We start from the raw sequence: 16,965 nt of genomic DNA, 5'->3' as shown, positions 1-16,965 counted from the left end.
TTCTATTGCATACGCATAAGATGGCTTGGCAACCGCGCAAAACACGCTTAAAAAGGCTTAAAATGCCTATTTGGACTTTTGATAGCAGTAAATAAGAGAAGAGTATTCCTTTGTCCTCCAAGCTTCGATATTAGAGCGCAATCCAATAAAGAAAGATCGTATTAAAAAGAACACATCAGATCTTTTATATTTTTCAGAAAGCAGACTCACGTAAAAGGAATCAAAAAGCATGGGTCTCACATTTTTCAACTTCATTTTTTCCGAGAATAGCATTTTCATTGCGTCTCTGGAAAAATGCCACAAATGTCTGGGTGTATCATAAGCAGCCCAAAAGGACCCGTAATATTTTGCGTCGTACGATCTATAGTTAGGAACTGCAATAATTAAATAGCCTCCCGGAGCTACTAAAGATTCAATTTTGGTGACCGTCGTTTCCAAATCCGGTAGATGTTCCAAAACATGCCAAAGTGTTACAACGTCAAATTGCTTTTCGGTAACTGCCTCTAAGTTCTTTAACAGTTCAATATCCTTCTTTTGCGACAACGCTCTTGCTGTTTCATTTGGCTCCACACCGGTTACACTCCATCCTTTATCTTTAGCTGCCTTTAAGAAATCGCCGGTGCCTGCACCGATATCGAGAACATGGCCTTTATTTTCCTGAATCGAGCAAATTAAGCTTACTTTTTTTCGAAGTGCATATTTCTTTACAATTTGATACACTCGATCAAGCCAACTTGAGTGACTATCGGTATGCGATATATACTCGGCACTGTCATAATATTTTGTAAGCTCCGATTCATTTGGTTGCGGATGCGTATAAAGGAGTTGGCGTTGTGTGTCGAGGCGAAGCTCAAAAGATTCTCCCGTAACAAGGTAATCTTTGGTTTTTATAAATACAGCCGTTTCTTCTTTTTTAGAACTCATAAAGTAGAGTGTTCCACGTGAAACATCCTATCTAACGCCCCATATAAACAAGCATTACCGAAATATCATTGGGAGAGACTCCGCTAATTCGGCTTGCTTGTGAGACAGTAGTCGGTTTAATTTGTGTTAATTTTTCTCTGGCTTCGTATGACAACGATTTAAGGCGGGAATAGTCAAAATTATCCGGAATCTTAATACCCTCCAACCGGTTTAATTTATCAGCATTGTTCTTTTCCTTTTCTATATATCCTGCGTATTTCACTTGAATCTCGGTTTGTTGAAGTACTTCGTGATCCAAGTTATTTTCTGCCATATACTGCGCTACTTCGTCAATCGTACGCATATCTTCCATAGTGATATTAGGCCTAGAAAAAAGCTTGAACATTTTGTCACTTTGCGAAACCAAGGCAGAATCTCTAGCTTCCAAAATTGGATTTATGACTTCGGGCGTGACACTGGTATCCTTAAAGAACTGCACAAACGCTTTGGAACGATCTTTCTTATCTTCCATTTTACGCATCCTTTCTTTTGTGGCTAATCCTATCTCAAAAGATTTCGGCGTAAGTCGAAAATCAGCATTGTCCTGACGTAATAGCGTCCTGTATTCTGCCCGTGAGGTGAACATTCTATACGGTTCTTCTGTTCCTTTAGTAATGAGATCGTCTACTAAAACGCCAATATAGGCTTCGTTTCTTTTCAGAATAAAAGGGTCGCGCTCCTGCACTTGTAAGGCAGCATTGATCCCTGCCATAAGTCCTTGTGAGGCGGCTTCCTCATAGCCTGTTGTACCATTTATCTGTCCGGCAAAATACAAACCGGAAACAATCTTCGTTTCCAAAGTATGCTTTAATTGTGTTGGCGGAAAGTAGTCGTATTCTATAGCATATCCGGGCCGGAAGAACTTCACTTGTTCAAACCCGGCAACTTCACGTAAGGCTTTAAATTGTACATCTTCCGGTAATGAAGTAGAAAAACCATTGACGTAATACTCCACCGTATCCCAGCCTTCCGGCTCCACAAAAATCTGATGCCGGTCCTTGTCGGCAAAACGGTTAATCTTATCCTCAATGGACGGACAGTATCGCGGTCCAATGCTTTGAATTGCGCCATTGAACATTGGAGAACGATCAAAACCCTCCTGTAACAATTCGTGTACACGAGTACTTGTATATGTCATGTGGCAAGGCCGTTGCTCCTTTAAGGGCTTCGTAATATCTAAATAAGAAAACTTTTCAGGGTCGTCATCGCCGGGCTGAATGATCATTTTGGAAAAATCCAGAGATCTTCCGTCCACGCGTGGCGGGGTTCCTGTCTTCATTCTCCCGGCATCAAAACCGAGATCAACGAGATCCTTGGTAATTCCTGTGGCTGCACGTTCACCGGCCCTACCGCCTCCAAACTGCTTTTCACCAATATGAATAAGACCATTTAAAAAAGTACCATTTGTAAGCACGACCGTCTTTCCCTTAACTTCAAGACCCAACGAGGTTCTTACCCCAATTATACGCCCGTTATCCACTAAAATTCCGGAAACCATCTCTTGGTAAAAATCCAGATTTTTTGTTTGTTCCAACATGGTACGCCAGGTTTCGGCAAAGCGCATCCGATCACTTTGCACTCTGGGACTCCACATCGCAGGACCTTTGCTCTTATTTAGCATTTTAAACTGAATGGCAGTCTTGTCAGATACTATACCACTATAACCGCCCAGCGCATCGATCTCACGAACGATCTGTCCCTTGGCTATTCCGCCCATAGCAGGATTGCAGGACATTTGTGCAATATTTTGAAGATTCATGGTGATAAGCAGAGTGCTTGACCCCATGTTCGCAGCCGCAGCCGCCGCTTCAGAACCTGCGTGTCCTCCGCCAACTACTATAACGTCATACTCCTTCTCAAACATATTTCTTATACTGTTCCACGTGGAACATTTCGGTTTACTATCTTATTAAATTTTCGGGCTGCAAATATACTGTAAATTCCTTAGAATCAACACGTTAAAATTATAAAAACTTGATTATCAAGCAGCTATAGAAAGGTTCTGGACGCTAATGCTTTCGTTTCCCGGCTTCGCATCTCATGCTGTTGCTGTTTTGTCTTGTCCTTATACCCGCAAAAATGCAGTATGCCATGTATCATCACTCTGTGAAGCTCGTCTTCAAAACTATCGGAATATAGAATGGCGTTCTCCTTTACTCGTTCTATCGAGATGTAGATCTCACCGTGCAATTGTTTTCCCAAACTATAGTCGAAACTAATAATGTCTGTTAGTGTATCGTGATCCAAATATTCAAGATTGAGGCTCAGCAAAAACGCATCATCACAAAAAACAAAAGAAATATCTCCTTCTTCGCATCCTTCGGAAATAATCTCCTGCGAGATCCATTGCTGTACCTCTTTAGATTGCGCAATATTGAAATCAGTTTCAGAAAAAAAATCAATCATCTTTTGACTTAAAATACAGCTGAACTTTTTCTTTATACTCCTGACGCAAAGGGAGCGACTCTCTATTCAGAATTTCTGCAGCATTAAAATATTTCTTCACCTCATCCGGATTCAATCGAAGCGTGTTCTCAAAATTATTCCTATTGGTACGAGATTCGCGGCGTGACTCCTGACCCTGTTCAAAATCTGCTTTATCGAGTTTCAGCAGTTCATATTTTAAGTTCAGCATTTTTTCTAGCGTTCGTTGATTGAATCCTTTATCCAAAAGCTGCTGTTCTATATCCTCCATCTTACGAAGCAATTCTCCGCCTTTTCCATTAAGTCCTTCCTTGCTAAGTTTATCTTGAAGCTGTTGCCGGAGTAATTGTTGTTGTTTATAGATCTCGTAGAGCTCACCATTCATATCTTCACTGTTCCCTTCTCCATCACCATTCCTACCATTACTTTTGCCTTCTTTTCCATCCTTTCCATCACCATTCCCTTCACCATCTCCTTCACCTTGACCATCCCCTTCTCCCTGTCCTTGTCCTTCTCCCTCACCTTCACCTTGGCCTTGACCTTCCTTACCCTTTTGCATACCTTCCTTCATTTTATCTCCTAAGCTCTCTTGCTTCTGAATAATGTCCGGTAGTTGAAATCCGCGGCCCTGACCTTCTCCTTCTCCTTGACCTTGACCTTGACCAGTGCCAGAACCTTGCATTTGCATGGCATTCTGCATTGAATTAAGCAGTTCGCTTAACAATATTGCGAGTTCATTGGCTCCGGTAACTGTATACTGCTGACTGGCCAATCCCTGTCGCATCTCGTTCTCAGCAAGCCTTTCCATAGCCTTATCCATATTGTATTGGACCTCAGTGAGCGATTCGTTGATCGCATTGCTAATCATAGGTTGTCGCAATGAAAGGCTAAACAAGCTGTCGTCAATATGCTGGAAATTCTGTTTTAGATCGTTCTGAATCGTGAGTTTCTTTCCGAAGACAGGATTGCCGTAATCTGTAACTTTGAAGTCCTCCATTAAATTCTCCTGCTCAAAAGAGAAAACCACCAAATTATCCAAGATCTGCCGAAGCATTTCCACATCTTCCTGAATGGTTTCCATCTGCCCTGACTGCATTTGCATTTGCATCTGCTGCCCCATTTGTTTCATCTTCTTCCCTGCCTTTTTCTGATTTTCTGAAGCGCCCTTCTTGTCTTGCTGTTGTAGTTTATCTGAAGCCTTTTGCTGCTCCTCATCTACCTGCTTCTCTCCGGATTTATCTTGCGGAATATCCATAGGCTTCTTTAAAGCCTCGTTCTCCTTTTTAAGGGCGTCCATCTCCTTCTTATAAGCCTCGAACTTTTCATTGAGTTCCTCTTGCTTCTCTTGGGTGTTCTTATCTTCGGGAGCATCTGCTAATTTTTCCTGTTCCTCCCCTAGCTTATAGAGTTCTTCTGCCAGCTTCTCTGCCTTCTTGGTAACATAATAACGCTTGGTCAATTCCAACAGTTGTTCCAAGTTCTTCTCTTGATTCTTGTTTTGCTTGGCTAATTTTTCAAGTTTTTCTGTGAGGTCTTCCTTTCTAATTTTGTCTTGAAGTCGCTCCAGTTCTTCCAGCAGCTTCTCATTTTCCTCCAGTCGTTCTTCGTTCTCTTCCAATCGTTCCTTCAATTGTTCTTTAAATGCATCCTTTTCTTCATTCTCCGGCTGAAAATTCTCCAAGTTCTCTTTTAGTTCTTTGGAGAAATTCTTCATCATCTGCTCTTGCTGTTTTTGTTTCTTTATAAAGTTCTCTAGCTTCTTTTTGTCATTCCAGTTGAGTTCGTTCTTCTCTTTTTGTGTTTTTGAGATATCTTCCAGCTTCTTCTCCTGATCTTTGAGCTCTTCTAACGACTTATCCAAACCTTTAATGGAATTCTCCTGATTTTTCAATTGTTCATTCTCCAGCTCATCTTTTGTAAGCTTTCGATACGAATACACCCCCGACTTGCTTGATTTAAAATTGTGAATGGCATCATTATCAAACACTTCAAAATAATATTCGTACGCCACGCCCTCGGTTAGCGATAATGAACCCGGGAATACGTGTGCAAATTGTTCGAAGTTTGATCTATTTAAAGGCAAATCCCTTGTTTTCTTAAGTTCTTCTTCGCCTTCGGGATAATAGACAATTCTAAGTTTTGTGAGTCCGTAGTCATCACTTACTCTTCCCAAAAAGAAGAATTGCTGCATATCTGTACTATCCTGTTTAGACTGCACAGTGATCTCTGGATATTCGTCCTTTATTACCCCTAGGGTAAAAGCAAGATTCTCGTAATTCTTAAGTTGGTTGTTGGAGGTAGTGATCGCGTAATCAAGTTTTGAAAATACCCCTCTATTGTATGAAAATTGTTCATTCTTTCCTTCAAAAGCATAGATTGTATCTTGGGTTTGAAGGTGCACAGCGTTTGTGTGTTGTGTTGCCACATTCCACGTAACACGTGTGCCTTCGGGAATTGTGGCATTTCCGGTGCTTTTCACTATCTCATCCCGCTTTCCGGTATAAGCCGGGTAGTCCAGAACCATTTCAAACCCTGTGAGCGAAGGTGTTTTCACCACAGCTAACGTGTATTCTCTTGAAGTGACCGAATTTGCCGAGAGTGTAAAATCTATTGCTTCGGAAGGTTGTATGAATGTATATTCAAAATGGCCGGGTGCTGTTTGTTGCAGGTAATACGTCTCATTATTATAGGCAATACTGGCGTTTTCCGGCACAAGCGTCCCTTGCGCGCGCACTTTTAAAGTAAATTGCTTATTTTCAATGGCTTGCAGGGTATCATTCAGAATAAAAAAAGAAAATGGAGCCGGCGGCTCATAGGCAGTATCGTAATTGACAACCCGTTTATAGCTATTGGAAAAAAGACCTTCTTCTCCTAGTAGAGACACCAAAACAAAAATAAGCACCGGAATGGCAGCGTACTTCAAATACGTTACATTCTTTTTAAAGTTAACGGCTCCCACAAAAGGAATGGGTTGCAGTGCACTTGCTTTTTGGTCAATGCTGGCGGCAAGCAATTCACTCTCTCGAATGTTTCGGTTGAGTTGAATAACGTTGAGAAGCTTATCGTTCACTTGCGGAAAATAACTCCCAATAATTTTAGACGCTTCTTCATGTGATATCCCCTGTTGCAACCGAAACAGTTTTGCCAACGGAAAGGCAATAAACCTTATAAACAAGCCAATTTCAACGGCCACAAAAGTCCAAAACAATACGGTACGCCCGTTAGGACTCAACCACAAGAAATATTCAACCAGCAGGGTAATCAAAAAATACAAAACGCCTATAGCGAAAAAAAGGATGCTCCCTTTGATCAACTCATTGGTGTAGTATTTTTTAATAAATTGTTCCAGCTTTTGCTGAATAATGCTGAATGAACTCATTCGATGGGTTTATAGTATCAGAACTTCGAAAGTACAATATTATTTTGTATCAAAAATAGCTCCAAATTACCCCAATTCCTGAAGGATCTGAAATAACTTTTTACCGCTCTGCTCTATTTAGACCTTTTTTCCAGGCCTTTATACATTATCCGCATCCTTCAGTCTGCAAGAAAACCTAGACAAGAAGGATGCTTTCCATGGTTGTTCTCTTACAGAATTAGTACCTTTGTGCCCTTAATTGTAGTAACCTAAAAAAGATCCCGCAACTGCGGAAAATACCTATGACCCAAAAAGTTCGCGTACGTTTTGCTCCCAGTCCTACCGGTCCGCTTCACATTGGAGGCGTTCGGACCGCTTTGTTCAATTATCTTTTTGCCAAAAAACACGGAGGAGATTTTCTACTTCGTATTGAAGATACAGATCAATCCCGCTACGTAGAAGGTGCTGAAGCATATATCACGGAAGCTCTAGAGTGGTTGCAGATCCCTTATGACGAAGGGCCGGGTAAGGAAGCTGGTTACGGTCCTTACCGTCAAAGCGAACGAAAATATCTCTATAAACAATACGCCGATGCCCTTATTGAGTCCGGTGATGCCTATTATGCATTCGATACCGCCGAGGCTTTGGATGCGCATCGGGCAGCACATGAAGCAGAAGGAAAAACGTTTATCTACAATTGGCATAATAGGACAAAACTCAATAATTCTTTGTCTCTTTCTGAAGCGGAGGTCCAATCAAAATTGAACGCCGGCGAACCCTATGTTATTCGCTTTAAGTCCCCCGAGAATGAACTACTTCACTTACAAGACAGCATTCGCGGAACTATGGAAATAGATAGCAGTATTCTGGACGATAAAGTGTTGTTTAAAAGTGATGGTATGCCTACCTATCATTTGGCCAATATCGTAGATGATCATCTTATGGAGATCACACATGTGATTCGTGGAGAAGAGTGGTTGCCTTCACTGGCGCTTCACGTGTTGCTGTATCGTGCTTTTGGATGGGACGCGCCTCAATTTGCACACCTTCCGCTTATTTTAAAACCCGAGGGAAAAGGGAAGTTGAGCAAACGAGACGGTGACAAGATGGGCTTTCCTGTCTTTCCTTTAGAGTGGAAAACGACCGAGGGTGAAATCTATTCAGGATACAGGGAAGACGGCTATTTACCCGGGGCTGTCGTCAATATGCTTGCTTTCTTGGGTTGGAACCCCGGAACAGAACAGGAGATTTTTAATTTGGAAGAACTCACCGCTGCTTTCGAGCTGGAGCGCGTTAACAAGGCCGGAGCAAAATTTGATCCTGAAAAAACCAAGTGGTTTCAACACCACTATTTTCAAGCGCTGGACGATGCCATTTTGATGGATTTATTTACAGGCTTTCTGAAGACGAGAGGTATTACCATCCCCGCTAATCTTTCAACTATTGTGTCGCTTCTGAAAGAGCGTGCAACCTTCGTACCGGATCTCTGGGAACAAGGCAGCTTCTTTTTTGAAGCCCCCTTGTCCTACGATGAAAAAGCTTCGGCTAAAGCATTTAAGCCCAACACGCCTGAAATTCTTTCAGAAATTATCGCGCTTTTAAAGAGTGAAACAGACTTTTCTGCCCCCAACCTATCCGATAAAATTAAAGGGTGGATCACACAAAACGATATAGGATTTGGCAATGTAATGATGCCTATGCGACTTGCATTAGTGGGCGAAATGAAAGGTCCCGATGTGTTTGAGATCGCAGCGATACTCGGTAAGGACGAAACCATTCGTAGGCTTGAAGCAGCAAAAAGCTTTATTGCTTAGAAATAGATGACGGCTGCAATAACAATGGTGGAGCTGTGGCCTTCAAATTCCATTTCATTATCCTGTAGGGTTTTATCATTTAGATTTCCTAACATATTGGTAACTCCATATTGATAATGCGCACTAACACGAAAGTTTTCCAGGCCGCCAGTAATACCGCCCATAACATGAAAATTTATTTTTGATATATCTTGAATATCGCCGGCAGTAAGGGCATCGTAACCGCTCACAACATAGTCTTCAAAGGTCTCATCTTTAAGGTTCATTTTGCCGTTGACATTGAGTATGGGGCCAAATTCCAGACTTAGATGATGCTTTATAATGTTGTAACTCCCCAAGAAATTGATCTGCGCCGATTGGATCGTGTATTCCAAAGCACGTTGTTGTGCGGTAGTTGGGATCCCCGCGCTAAAAGCATTGATCTTTACGGTATTATTATAAAAATTGATCCCATAAATAAGATCGAAATTATTACGGAAAGAGCCTCGTGTTGTGAAACCTACCATAAATCCTTCTCCCTGCTGGGTTTCAAAATTATCTGTATTGATATCGAAAAGGGTCAATCCCCCATTGAGACCTAATCGATTGTATTCTTCATAGTTGCGCTGACTGTGAACATGGTGAATAATAAGGGCAAAAAAAGTAACAAGAAGAAGGTTTCGTAGACTCATAGTTAGGTTCGGTTAATAAGGGGTTAAAAATAGCTTTAATTTCGTATCTTCAACGAACTTATTAATTTAATATTTCAAACAACAATGGGTGGTTTTCTAATTTTAATGGTTCCAATAGGGATAGTTCTTTTCTTTTTAATGTTGTCCTCTTTCTTTATTGTGCGGCAGCAAACAGCGGCTGTCGTTGAGAATTTTGGTCGCTTTAGCAGCATCCGCAACTCCGGACTGCAATTTAAGATCCCTGTGGTACAGCGTATTGCGGGGCGTATCAATTTAAAGATCCAGCAATTGGATGTATTGGTAGAGACAAAGACAAAGGATGATGTGTTCGTGCGCCTTAAGATCTCGGTACAATTTCAGGTTATTAAAGATAAGGTCTACGATGCATTTTATAAGCTTGAGAATCCACACGACCAGATCACATCCTACGTATTCGATGTGGTGCGTGCCGAAGTGCCAAAGATGAAATTAGATGATGTTTTTGAGCGAAAGGATGATATTGCCATCGCTGTAAAACAAGAATTGAACGATGCCATGATCAATTACGGATACGATATCATTAAAACCTTGGTTACCGATATTGATCCCGATGTGCAGGTAAAAGCAGCCATGAACCGTATCAATGCAGCAGAGCGCGAAAAGGTGGCTGCCGAATACGAAGCGGAGGCCGAACGTATCAAGATCGTAGCCAAAGCAAGGGCTGAGGCAGAAAGCAAGCGGTTGCAGGGACAGGGTATTGCAGATCAGCGACGAGAGATCGCAAGAGGATTGGAAGAAAGTGTGGACGTATTGAACAATGTAGGTATCAACTCACAAGAAGCTTCGGCCCTTATTGTGGTAACCCAGCATTATGATACACTTCAATCCATTGGGGAAGAAACCAATACCAATTTGATACTGCTTCCCAACTCTCCTCAGGGGGGCAGCAATATGCTCAACGATATGATCGCTTCTTTTGTGGCAAGTAATCAAATAGGTGAACAGATGCGCAAAGAGAATGAAGCAAAGGGTATTGGCAAGACAACCCGGAAGAAAAGGACACCGCCTCCTCCACGCGCTGCCGAGGGTGACGATCTAAAATACTAAAAAGAAAAAAGCCCTTTTTAAAAAGGGCTTTTAGTATATATAAAGGGAAGACTATTTAATATTAGTCTTCCTCGTATTCTTTTTTCTTCACGGGCTTTATTCCAATTAACAGATCTACCATTTTAAGAACGAATGCCTTCTTTGCGATAGATGCTACGGTATTAGCAATGAGATTAAAGGGGGAAAAGGTTTCAGAAACGGTGTCCTTTGTTTCAGAAAATCCCAACTTTAGTTCTTCTTTATCAATTTGCGACTTAAGTTTCAAATACTTAAGGTCTCTGTCTATTTCTTCAAACGTAGTGTATCGTCTCATAAGCGCTCTACGGGTTGGTTCTTTTCCAGTTGTTCCAATTCGGCTTCAGCCATTTGTTTTGGTGGGATGTCATCTTCATCATACAAGAGAACAGAAAACTTATACAGCATTTTCCGCTCAATCGTTTTTCTTCCGAAGGCATACATAAGCATAAGGATGACTCCATAAAATGCACCCACGATAAAGAATCCAACCGAAACCGTCCCTATACTGTTTCCAATGAGGAAGGCAACTCCTACGGAGAGAAATAGTAATACAAACAGAAAAATACTGCCAAAGACCAATAAGTTCACCAGCGAGATAGCTCCCTTCATGGATGATTTAAAGAGGCGGAGCTTATAGTACTCCGCCGTACTTATTCCATATTCTTGAAACTTATCACTTATTCTGTCCAGACTATTTGTGAGACGCTCAAAGGCCATCTTATGCAGTTACTTTTTTGGCTGTGGTTTTGGCTTTGGCCTGAGTAGTCTCTTTTTGAAGCTTAGCGTTTTGTCTGCGTAATGCTTCTAACTTGTCTTCCATGGCAACTAGAATATCATCGGCCTTATAGCTTGCAGAGGACAAGGTATCCTCCAATTTTTGTTCGAAGCTAAGTCGGGCTTGCTGTGCTTTCGAACTTAAGTTGCTGGTTGTTTCTTTGATCTGTTTGTTGAGTCTCTTCTGAGCTTTTTTGGTTTCCTTACTGATCTTGCTACGTGTTTTCGATCCCTTATCTGGTGCATATAAGATTCCAATGCCTGCTCCAATCGCAGCTCCGGTCAATAATGCTAATAAGGTTTGTCCTGTATTCGATGCCATAATTATACTTGTTTAATTGTTATTATTTAGATTGTCTCACAAAATTACTTATAGCATCCGCAATTGGCTGTTAATAACCGGTTAATAGTTGATTTGCAACACACAAAGAAATCTTAAAAAGAACCTTTTTTAGCCAATTATTCTTAAAATTTCACATAAAAAAATGGGAAGACACACTTTGGCATCTTCCCATTAATTATATCTGTAGTCTATGCTAAGCTAATTTGGCCCAAGAATCTCGCAAAGCGACCGTTCGATTAAAGACCAGGTTATCTTCAGTGCTGTCTCGGTCTACTACAAAATAACCCAATCGCTGAAACTGAAAACTATCTTCGGGTTGTGCATCTTTCAGGCTTGGTTCGACATAGGCCGTGATTACCTGCAACGAATCAGGGTTGATAAATTCCATAAAATCTTTCTCCTTTTGGGCATCCGGAGCCGGTTCTGTAAACAGGCGGTCATAGAGCCGCACTTCGGCCGGTATGGCATGAGCCACAGAAACCCAATGCAGGGTTCCCTTTACCTTTCGCATTGATTCTTCGGTGCCACTGCCGCTTCGGCTTTTTGGGTCGTAGGTACAGTGGATCTCTGTAATATTTCCTTCGGAATCCTTTACCACCCGCTCGCCTTTTATTATGTAGGCGTTTTTAAGTCTGACTTCTTTATCTAATGTAAGACGAAAGAATTTTCTGTTTGCTTCCTCCTGAAAATCCTCACGTTCAATGAACAATTCTCTTGAAAAAGGGATGTTTCGGTTTCCGGCAGATTCATCTTCGGGGTTGTTCTCGGCCTCCAGCCACTCGGTTTCTCCTTCGGGATAATTGGTAATGACTAATTTTACCGGATCTAACACAGCCATGACACGAGGAGCTTTTTTGTTAAGATCTTCGCGTACATTAAACTCAAGGTGTGACACGTCAATTAAGTTCTCTCGCTTTCCGACACCTATACTATCGGCAAAATTCTTTATTGAATCCGGTGTATACCCCCGGCGACGAAGCCCTGAAATGGTGGGCATACGCGGATCGTCCCATCCGGTCACTACGCCTTCCTCCACCAACTTGGCAAGTTTGCGTTTACTAACTACTGTATGACTAAGATTACGACGTGCAAACTCACGCTGTTTAGGGCGTAATTTGTTGTTGTCGTATACTTGATCCAAAAACCAATCGTACAATTCTCTGTGTGGCAGGAACTCAAGTGTACAGAAGGAATGTGATACTTGTTCTATGTAATCACTCTCCCCATGGGTCCAATCATACATAGGGAAAATCTTCCAATGGGTTCCTGTGCGGTGATGGTGTTTGTGAAGCACTCTGTACATAACGGGATCCCGCATCAACATATTTGGTGAAGCCATATCTATCTTAGCACGAAGCACATGGGCGCCTTCGCCCACGTCTCCATTCTTCATTTTCTCCAGCAATTCTAAATTTTCTTCTACTGATCGATCTCTGTAAGGGCTTGCCGTTCCGGGTGTATTAGGTGTCCCTTTCTGTTGGGCAATCGCTTCGGAAGATTGAGAGTCTACATACGCCTTACCCTCCTTGATGAGTTGTACGGCCCAATCGTAAAGCTGTTGGAAATAATCTGAAGCATAACATTCCTTAGCCCACGTGAATCCCAACCATTCGATATCACGCTTTATGGCATCCACAAATTCTTGTTCTTCTTTGGCCGGATTAGTATCATCGAATCGTAAATTGACGGGAGCGCTGTATTTTTCCCCCAAGCCAAAGTTTAGGCAGATGGAAGAGGCGTGACCAATGTGTAAATACCCATTGGGTTCCGGGGGGAATCGAAAGCAAAGATCGCTTTTCTCGTGCGTTGTTCTTAAATCTTCTTCTATAATGTGCTCAATAAAATTGAGGGATTCCTTTTCTTCAGACATAGTATAAAAAATATGTGCAAAGTTAATGAAAAACAGCCCCCCTAACGCATTCCTCTAACTCATTTTTCGATCGCAGTTAGCAGGGAGGGTTGATTTTTCTATCTTTGCGCAAAGCGTGTTTATGAGTACCATTCGGTTGAAGAATATTAAGATCTATGCATTCCACGGGTGTTTGGTCGAGGAAGAGAAAATAGGTAGTGACTATCTGGTAAACCTTGAAGTCAAGGCCAATCTGGCGAAGGCCGCGAGTACAGATCATCTAGCAGATACTGTGGATTATGTACATCTTCAAAAAATAGTAAAAGAAGAGATGTCCGTACGTTCTAAACTGTTGGAACATGTGGGGCAGCGTATTATTAACTCCATTTTTACCCAACTTCCGTTAGTGACCGTGGTGAAAGTGACCGTAGCAAAAGTGAACCCTCCCATTGGCGGTGACGTCGAAGAAGTGAGCGTCACCATGAAATCTGAACGGTAAATAGGTTTTTATAGGAATTTTCAGTTTAATCTTTTTATATTTGCCGAACTTATTTCAGGTAGATAGGGCATCATGGCCGAGTGGCTAGGCAGAGGTCTGCAAAACCTTCTACAGCGGTTCGAATCCGCTTGATGCCTCAAAAGAACCTTCAGCGAAAACTGAAGGTTTTTTTATTTAAACGCTTCCACAGGAGGAATGGGGTTCTCCACAGGATGGCCTTGCCCCGGTATTCGATCTAGCCCTGCTTTCACTTCGTTTGGAAAGATTCCTTGAAGCAAGAGAAGGACACCAAAGCCCATGATTAAGATACTCACCCATTTTTTGGTCTTAAAGATAAAACGAGGCGTCATCTTACTTTTAAGCTTCTTTGCGAGGGTTATCTTAAGAAGGTCCGTGGCAAAAAAAGTGATGAGAACCGTGCTTAAGAACAGTAATATGCCATTTTCGGAAGAAGTTAAGGCATTCGCCATGATAATAGTTCCTATCCAGCCGGCCAACACTCCAAAATTTACAAAATTTAACAGAAAGCCCTTCAGAAAAAGACCGCTTAAATTCTTCTTTACCTTCACAGCATAGTGTTCTCTGGCGATCTTAATGAATGATTTTGCTGTACGTATATAGGAAATGATACCATAAGCGATCAAAACAGCACCTCCAAAAATAAGCAGTCCCGGGTCATCCTTGACTTTTTCCAAGATCTTACTGGTACTGTAGTACGCAATGAGAATGAAAATGATATCGGCAAAGATAGCGCCAAGATCAAAGAATAATCCCGCTTTAAAACCCTTGGTGATACTGGTTTCAATGAGTGTAAAAAACACCGGTCCTACTGCGAATGCAAGTAGAAATCCATAGAAGGCGGCGTACCATAAACCATCGAACATAGATAGTAAAAGTACAAATTATTTTATCCTTTATTGCGAGGTTGGTACTCCTTTCGGTGGCCCAACATCGTAAAATCCAAATGTTTTTTTACAAGGTCTGCATTTTTCACTCTTACATAGACTTCATCTCCCAGACGATACACATTTTTGGTGCGTTGTCCAATAACAGCATATTCATCCTTGTCAAAGGTATAGCGGTCATCCTTTAAATCCTGAAGGCGCACCATTCCTTCGCATTTGTTAGAGATGATTTCCACATACACACCCCATTCGGTCACACCGGAAATAACCCCTAGAAAGTCTTGATCCTGATGATCTTGCATGTATTTAACCTGCATATACTTGATGCTGTCTCGTTCGGCATTGGAGGCAAGATTCTCCATATCGCTGGAATGATTGCACATTTCCTCATACTTATCTTCCTTAGCCGATTTCGTCCCGTCCAAGTATCGCTGTAGAAGACGATGAACCATAACGTCGGGATACCGTCTAATAGGAGAGGTAAAATGCGTGTAATAATCGAAAGCCAGCCCGTAATGGCCAATATTGTTGGTTGTATAGATTGCTTTACTCATGGATCGTATCGCCAGTGTATCGACCAGATTCTGTTCCTTCTTTCCTTGAACATCATGCAGTAATTTATTAAGCGATGCTGCGGTCGTACTTCGATTCTTGGTATTTAATTGGTAGCCGAAGCGTTTGATGATATTCTCCAAAGCTGCGATCTTTTCGTCATCCGGCTCATCGTGCACTCTATAAACAAAGGTTTTCTTCTTGCTTTGCTTCCCTATAAACTCGGCTACACTTCTGTTTGCCAAGAGCATGAATTCTTCGATCAACTTATTGGCATCCTTACTTTCTTTGAAATAAACGCCTTCCGGATTGTTTTGTTCATCCAGAATAAATTTAACTTCCACTTTATCGAAGGAAATCGCTCCCTGCCGCATTCTCTTCTGCCGAAGAATTTTCGCAAGTCGGTCCATTTCCAAAATAGCTTCTGCTATTTCTTGCTTTACTGTATACGGTTTCCCGGTAAGCGATATTTCTGAAGGAATGGTATGCGAAGCCTCATTTTGGTTTTCTATCACATGTTGGGCCTCTTCGTACGCAAAGCGAGCATCGCTGTATGTAACCGTTCTTCCGAACCATTGCTTAACAACTTCAGCTTTAGGCGTCATTTCAAACACTGCAGAAAAGGTGTACTTTTCTTCATGAGGTCGTAAAGAGCAGGCTCCATTGGAAAGAATTTCAGGAAGCATAGGAACCACACGATCTACAAGATATACCGAGGTGGCACGCTCATACGCTTCATCATCCAATACCGTTCCCGGTTTGAGATAGTGAGATACATCGGCAATGTGGATACCAATCTCGTAATTTCCATGTTCAAGTTTGGTGAATGACAAGGCATCATCAAAATCTTTAGCGTCTTTAGGGTCGATGGTAAAGGTGAGATCCTTTCGCATATCGCGGCGTTTTTCAATCTCTTCTTGATGTATTTTGGTGTCTAATTTATTAGCATAGGCTTCCACTTCGGGTGGGAACTCATACGGAAGTCCGTACTGCGCCAAGATGGAATGGATCTCTGTATTGTGTTCACCCGGCATTCCTAATACCTTTAGGACTTTTCCGTAGGGAGAATCTGCTTTTTCCGGCCAGTCTTCCATAGCTACCAGCACCTTTTCTCCGTTTTTGGCGTTTCCAATATTCGCTTTCGGAATAAAGATATCGGTATACATTTTATAATCGGTCACTTCAACGAACGCAAAGTTATCCATGACTTGGATCGTTCCAACAAATTCGGTTCGTTTGCGTTCTAAGATCTTGGTAACCTCTCCTTCTGTCTTTCCTCCTTTTCTGCGTTTAAATACGTACACCTCTACGGTGTCCCCTTGCAATGCTTTGTTAAGATTCTTGTTCTTTATTAGAATATCTTCCTCCAACTCTTCCACGATCACGTAGCCTTGTCCGCGACCTGCAATATCCATTCTACCGGTATAATAATTTTGAGATGGGGTAATGATGTATTTTCCTCGTTCCACCTCTTGAATGTTTCCTTTGCCTTGGAGTTCTTTTAGTTTTTTAATGATCTGATTACGGCTGCTGGCATCATCCATTCCTAATTTTGCTGCAATTTGTTTGTAATTATGGGGTTTGGAATGATCCTTTCTAAGAATGGCTAGAATGCTTTCGGTAAGTCCTTCAATTTTTTGTTTTCTCCTTTTTTTATTCTTCTGAGGCATGGTAATTAATTATTGATGGTAAAAGTACATTATATAAAG

The 16,965-nt window shown here is 41.7% G+C and carries 14 protein-coding genes and 1 tRNA gene; 4 read left to right on the top strand and 11 right to left on the bottom strand.

Annotated elements, in window-relative coordinates; genetic code table 11:
* Window positions 1-66: 66 nt before the first annotated feature.
* From AACZ11_RS03475 to AACZ11_RS03460, 4 genes are all read right to left on the bottom strand, one after another.
* Window positions 67-924, bottom strand: coding sequence for a class I SAM-dependent methyltransferase (locus AACZ11_RS03475; RefSeq protein ID WP_290628751.1), 858 nt, complete (start codon window positions 922-924; stop codon window positions 67-69).
* Between the two features lie 31 nt (window positions 925-955).
* Complete coding sequence (mnmG, locus tag AACZ11_RS03470) at window positions 956-2,827, bottom strand: tRNA uridine-5-carboxymethylaminomethyl(34) synthesis enzyme MnmG (RefSeq protein ID WP_290628752.1); 1,872 nt, start codon at window positions 2,825-2,827, stop codon at window positions 956-958.
* Window positions 2,828-2,952: 125 nt separating this feature from the next.
* Window positions 2,953-3,369: an rRNA maturation RNase YbeY gene (gene ybeY / locus AACZ11_RS03465; RefSeq protein ID WP_290628753.1), complete on the bottom strand. Its 417-nt coding sequence runs from the start codon at window positions 3,367-3,369 to the stop codon at window positions 2,953-2,955.
* Window positions 3,362-6,766, bottom strand: coding sequence for a DUF4175 family protein (locus AACZ11_RS03460; RefSeq protein ID WP_290628754.1), 3,405 nt, complete (start codon window positions 6,764-6,766; stop codon window positions 3,362-3,364). The genes ybeY and AACZ11_RS03460 overlap by 8 nt, the downstream gene beginning before the upstream one ends.
* Before the next feature lie 281 nt (window positions 6,767-7,047).
* Between AACZ11_RS03460 and gltX the strand changes: the two genes are divergently transcribed.
* Window positions 7,048-8,559 carry a glutamate--tRNA ligase gene (gene gltX / locus AACZ11_RS03455; RefSeq protein ID WP_290628755.1) on the top strand — a complete coding sequence of 504 codons (1,512 nt, stop codon included), beginning with the start codon at window positions 7,048-7,050 and terminating at the stop codon, window positions 8,557-8,559.
* On the opposite strand, the gene AACZ11_RS03450 is transcribed toward gltX, so the two are convergent.
* The gene (locus AACZ11_RS03450; protein ID WP_290628756.1) at window positions 8,556-9,230 is read right to left on the bottom strand and encodes an outer membrane beta-barrel protein; all 675 of its coding nucleotides are present in this window, start codon (window positions 9,228-9,230) and stop codon (window positions 8,556-8,558) included. The genes gltX and AACZ11_RS03450 overlap by 4 nt on opposite strands.
* 84 nt (window positions 9,231-9,314) lie before the next feature.
* Between AACZ11_RS03450 and AACZ11_RS03445 the strand changes: the two genes are divergently transcribed.
* Window positions 9,315-10,316 (top strand): SPFH domain-containing protein, encoded by a 1,002-nt coding sequence (locus AACZ11_RS03445; RefSeq protein ID WP_290628757.1) that lies wholly within the window; start codon window positions 9,315-9,317, stop codon window positions 10,314-10,316.
* 61 nt (window positions 10,317-10,377) lie between these two features.
* Here AACZ11_RS03445 and AACZ11_RS03440 read toward each other — a convergent pair whose 3' ends face one another.
* The 4 genes from AACZ11_RS03440 to AACZ11_RS03425 form a co-directional block, all read right to left on the bottom strand.
* The gene (locus tag AACZ11_RS03440) at window positions 10,378-10,629 is read right to left on the bottom strand and encodes a DUF6327 family protein (RefSeq protein ID WP_290628758.1); all 252 of its coding nucleotides are present in this window, start codon (window positions 10,627-10,629) and stop codon (window positions 10,378-10,380) included.
* On the bottom strand, window positions 10,626-11,051 hold the full coding sequence (locus AACZ11_RS03435) for a phage holin family protein (RefSeq protein WP_290628759.1): 426 nt from the start codon (window positions 11,049-11,051) through the stop codon (window positions 10,626-10,628). Before AACZ11_RS03435 ends, AACZ11_RS03440 begins: the two co-directional genes overlap by 4 nt.
* Before the next feature lies 1 nt (window position 11,052).
* On the bottom strand, window positions 11,053-11,430 hold the full coding sequence (locus tag AACZ11_RS03430) for a YtxH domain-containing protein (RefSeq protein ID WP_290628760.1): 378 nt from the start codon (window positions 11,428-11,430) through the stop codon (window positions 11,053-11,055).
* A gap of 214 nt (window positions 11,431-11,644) precedes the next feature.
* Window positions 11,645-13,321, bottom strand: a complete 1,677-nt coding sequence (locus AACZ11_RS03425; protein WP_290628761.1) for a glutamine--tRNA ligase/YqeY domain fusion protein — start codon at window positions 13,319-13,321, stop codon at window positions 11,645-11,647.
* 121 nt (window positions 13,322-13,442) lie between these two features.
* Here AACZ11_RS03425 and folB point away from each other — a divergent pair, with 121 nt between their 5' ends.
* Both folB and AACZ11_RS03415 read left to right on the top strand, forming a co-directional pair.
* Window positions 13,443-13,799 (top strand): dihydroneopterin aldolase, encoded by a 357-nt coding sequence (gene folB / locus AACZ11_RS03420; protein WP_290628762.1) that lies wholly within the window; start codon window positions 13,443-13,445, stop codon window positions 13,797-13,799.
* Between the two features lie 66 nt (window positions 13,800-13,865).
* A tRNA-Cys gene (locus tag AACZ11_RS03415) sits at window positions 13,866-13,936 on the top strand.
* A 33-nt stretch (window positions 13,937-13,969) separates the two neighbouring features.
* Here the strand turns inward: AACZ11_RS03415 and AACZ11_RS03410 are convergent.
* Window positions 13,970-14,683 (bottom strand): LysE family transporter, encoded by a 714-nt coding sequence (locus AACZ11_RS03410; protein WP_290628763.1) that lies wholly within the window; start codon window positions 14,681-14,683, stop codon window positions 13,970-13,972.
* A gap of 23 nt (window positions 14,684-14,706) precedes the next feature.
* Window positions 14,707-16,926: a ribonuclease R gene (gene rnr, locus AACZ11_RS03405; RefSeq protein WP_290628764.1), complete on the bottom strand. Its 2,220-nt coding sequence runs from the start codon at window positions 16,924-16,926 to the stop codon at window positions 14,707-14,709.
* Window positions 16,927-16,965: the final 39 nt, after the last annotated feature.

This window comes from uncultured Altibacter sp. (genome assembly GCF_963972995.1).
Taxonomy (GTDB): domain Bacteria; phylum Bacteroidota; class Bacteroidia; order Flavobacteriales; family Flavobacteriaceae; genus Altibacter.
The sequence above is the reverse complement of the archived record's forward strand: the minus strand, read 5'-3'. Positions and strand labels throughout refer to the sequence as shown.

Bases quoted from the DNA above. Each gene is read 5' to 3' on its own strand.
- gltX (WP_290628755.1), top strand. From the start codon at position 7,048: ATGACCCAAAAAGTTCGCGTACGTTTTGCTCCCAGTCCTACCGGTCCG.
- AACZ11_RS03410 (WP_290628763.1), bottom strand. From the start codon at position 14,683: ATGTTCGATGGTTTATGGTACGCCGCCTTCTATGGATTTCTACTTGCA.
- AACZ11_RS03445 (WP_290628757.1), top strand. From the start codon at position 9,315: ATGGGTGGTTTTCTAATTTTAATGGTTCCAATAGGGATAGTTCTTTTC.
- folB (WP_290628762.1), top strand. From the start codon at position 13,443: ATGAGTACCATTCGGTTGAAGAATATTAAGATCTATGCATTCCACGGG.
- rnr (WP_290628764.1), bottom strand. From the start codon at position 16,926: ATGCCTCAGAAGAATAAAAAAAGGAGAAAACAAAAAATTGAAGGACTT.
- AACZ11_RS03475 (WP_290628751.1), bottom strand. From the start codon at position 924: ATGAGTTCTAAAAAAGAAGAAACGGCTGTATTTATAAAAACCAAAGAT.
- mnmG (WP_290628752.1), bottom strand. From the start codon at position 2,827: ATGTTTGAGAAGGAGTATGACGTTATAGTAGTTGGCGGAGGACACGCA.
- AACZ11_RS03435 (WP_290628759.1), bottom strand. From the start codon at position 11,051: ATGGCCTTTGAGCGTCTCACAAATAGTCTGGACAGAATAAGTGATAAG.
- AACZ11_RS03430 (WP_290628760.1), bottom strand. From the start codon at position 11,430: ATGGCATCGAATACAGGACAAACCTTATTAGCATTATTGACCGGAGCT.
- AACZ11_RS03440 (WP_290628758.1), bottom strand. From the start codon at position 10,629: ATGAGACGATACACTACGTTTGAAGAAATAGACAGAGACCTTAAGTAT.
- AACZ11_RS03460 (WP_290628754.1), bottom strand. From the start codon at position 6,766: ATGAGTTCATTCAGCATTATTCAGCAAAAGCTGGAACAATTTATTAAA.
- ybeY (WP_290628753.1), bottom strand. From the start codon at position 3,369: ATGATTGATTTTTTTTCTGAAACTGATTTCAATATTGCGCAATCTAAA.
- AACZ11_RS03450 (WP_290628756.1), bottom strand. From the start codon at position 9,230: ATGAGTCTACGAAACCTTCTTCTTGTTACTTTTTTTGCCCTTATTATT.
- AACZ11_RS03425 (WP_290628761.1), bottom strand. From the start codon at position 13,321: ATGTCTGAAGAAAAGGAATCCCTCAATTTTATTGAGCACATTATAGAA.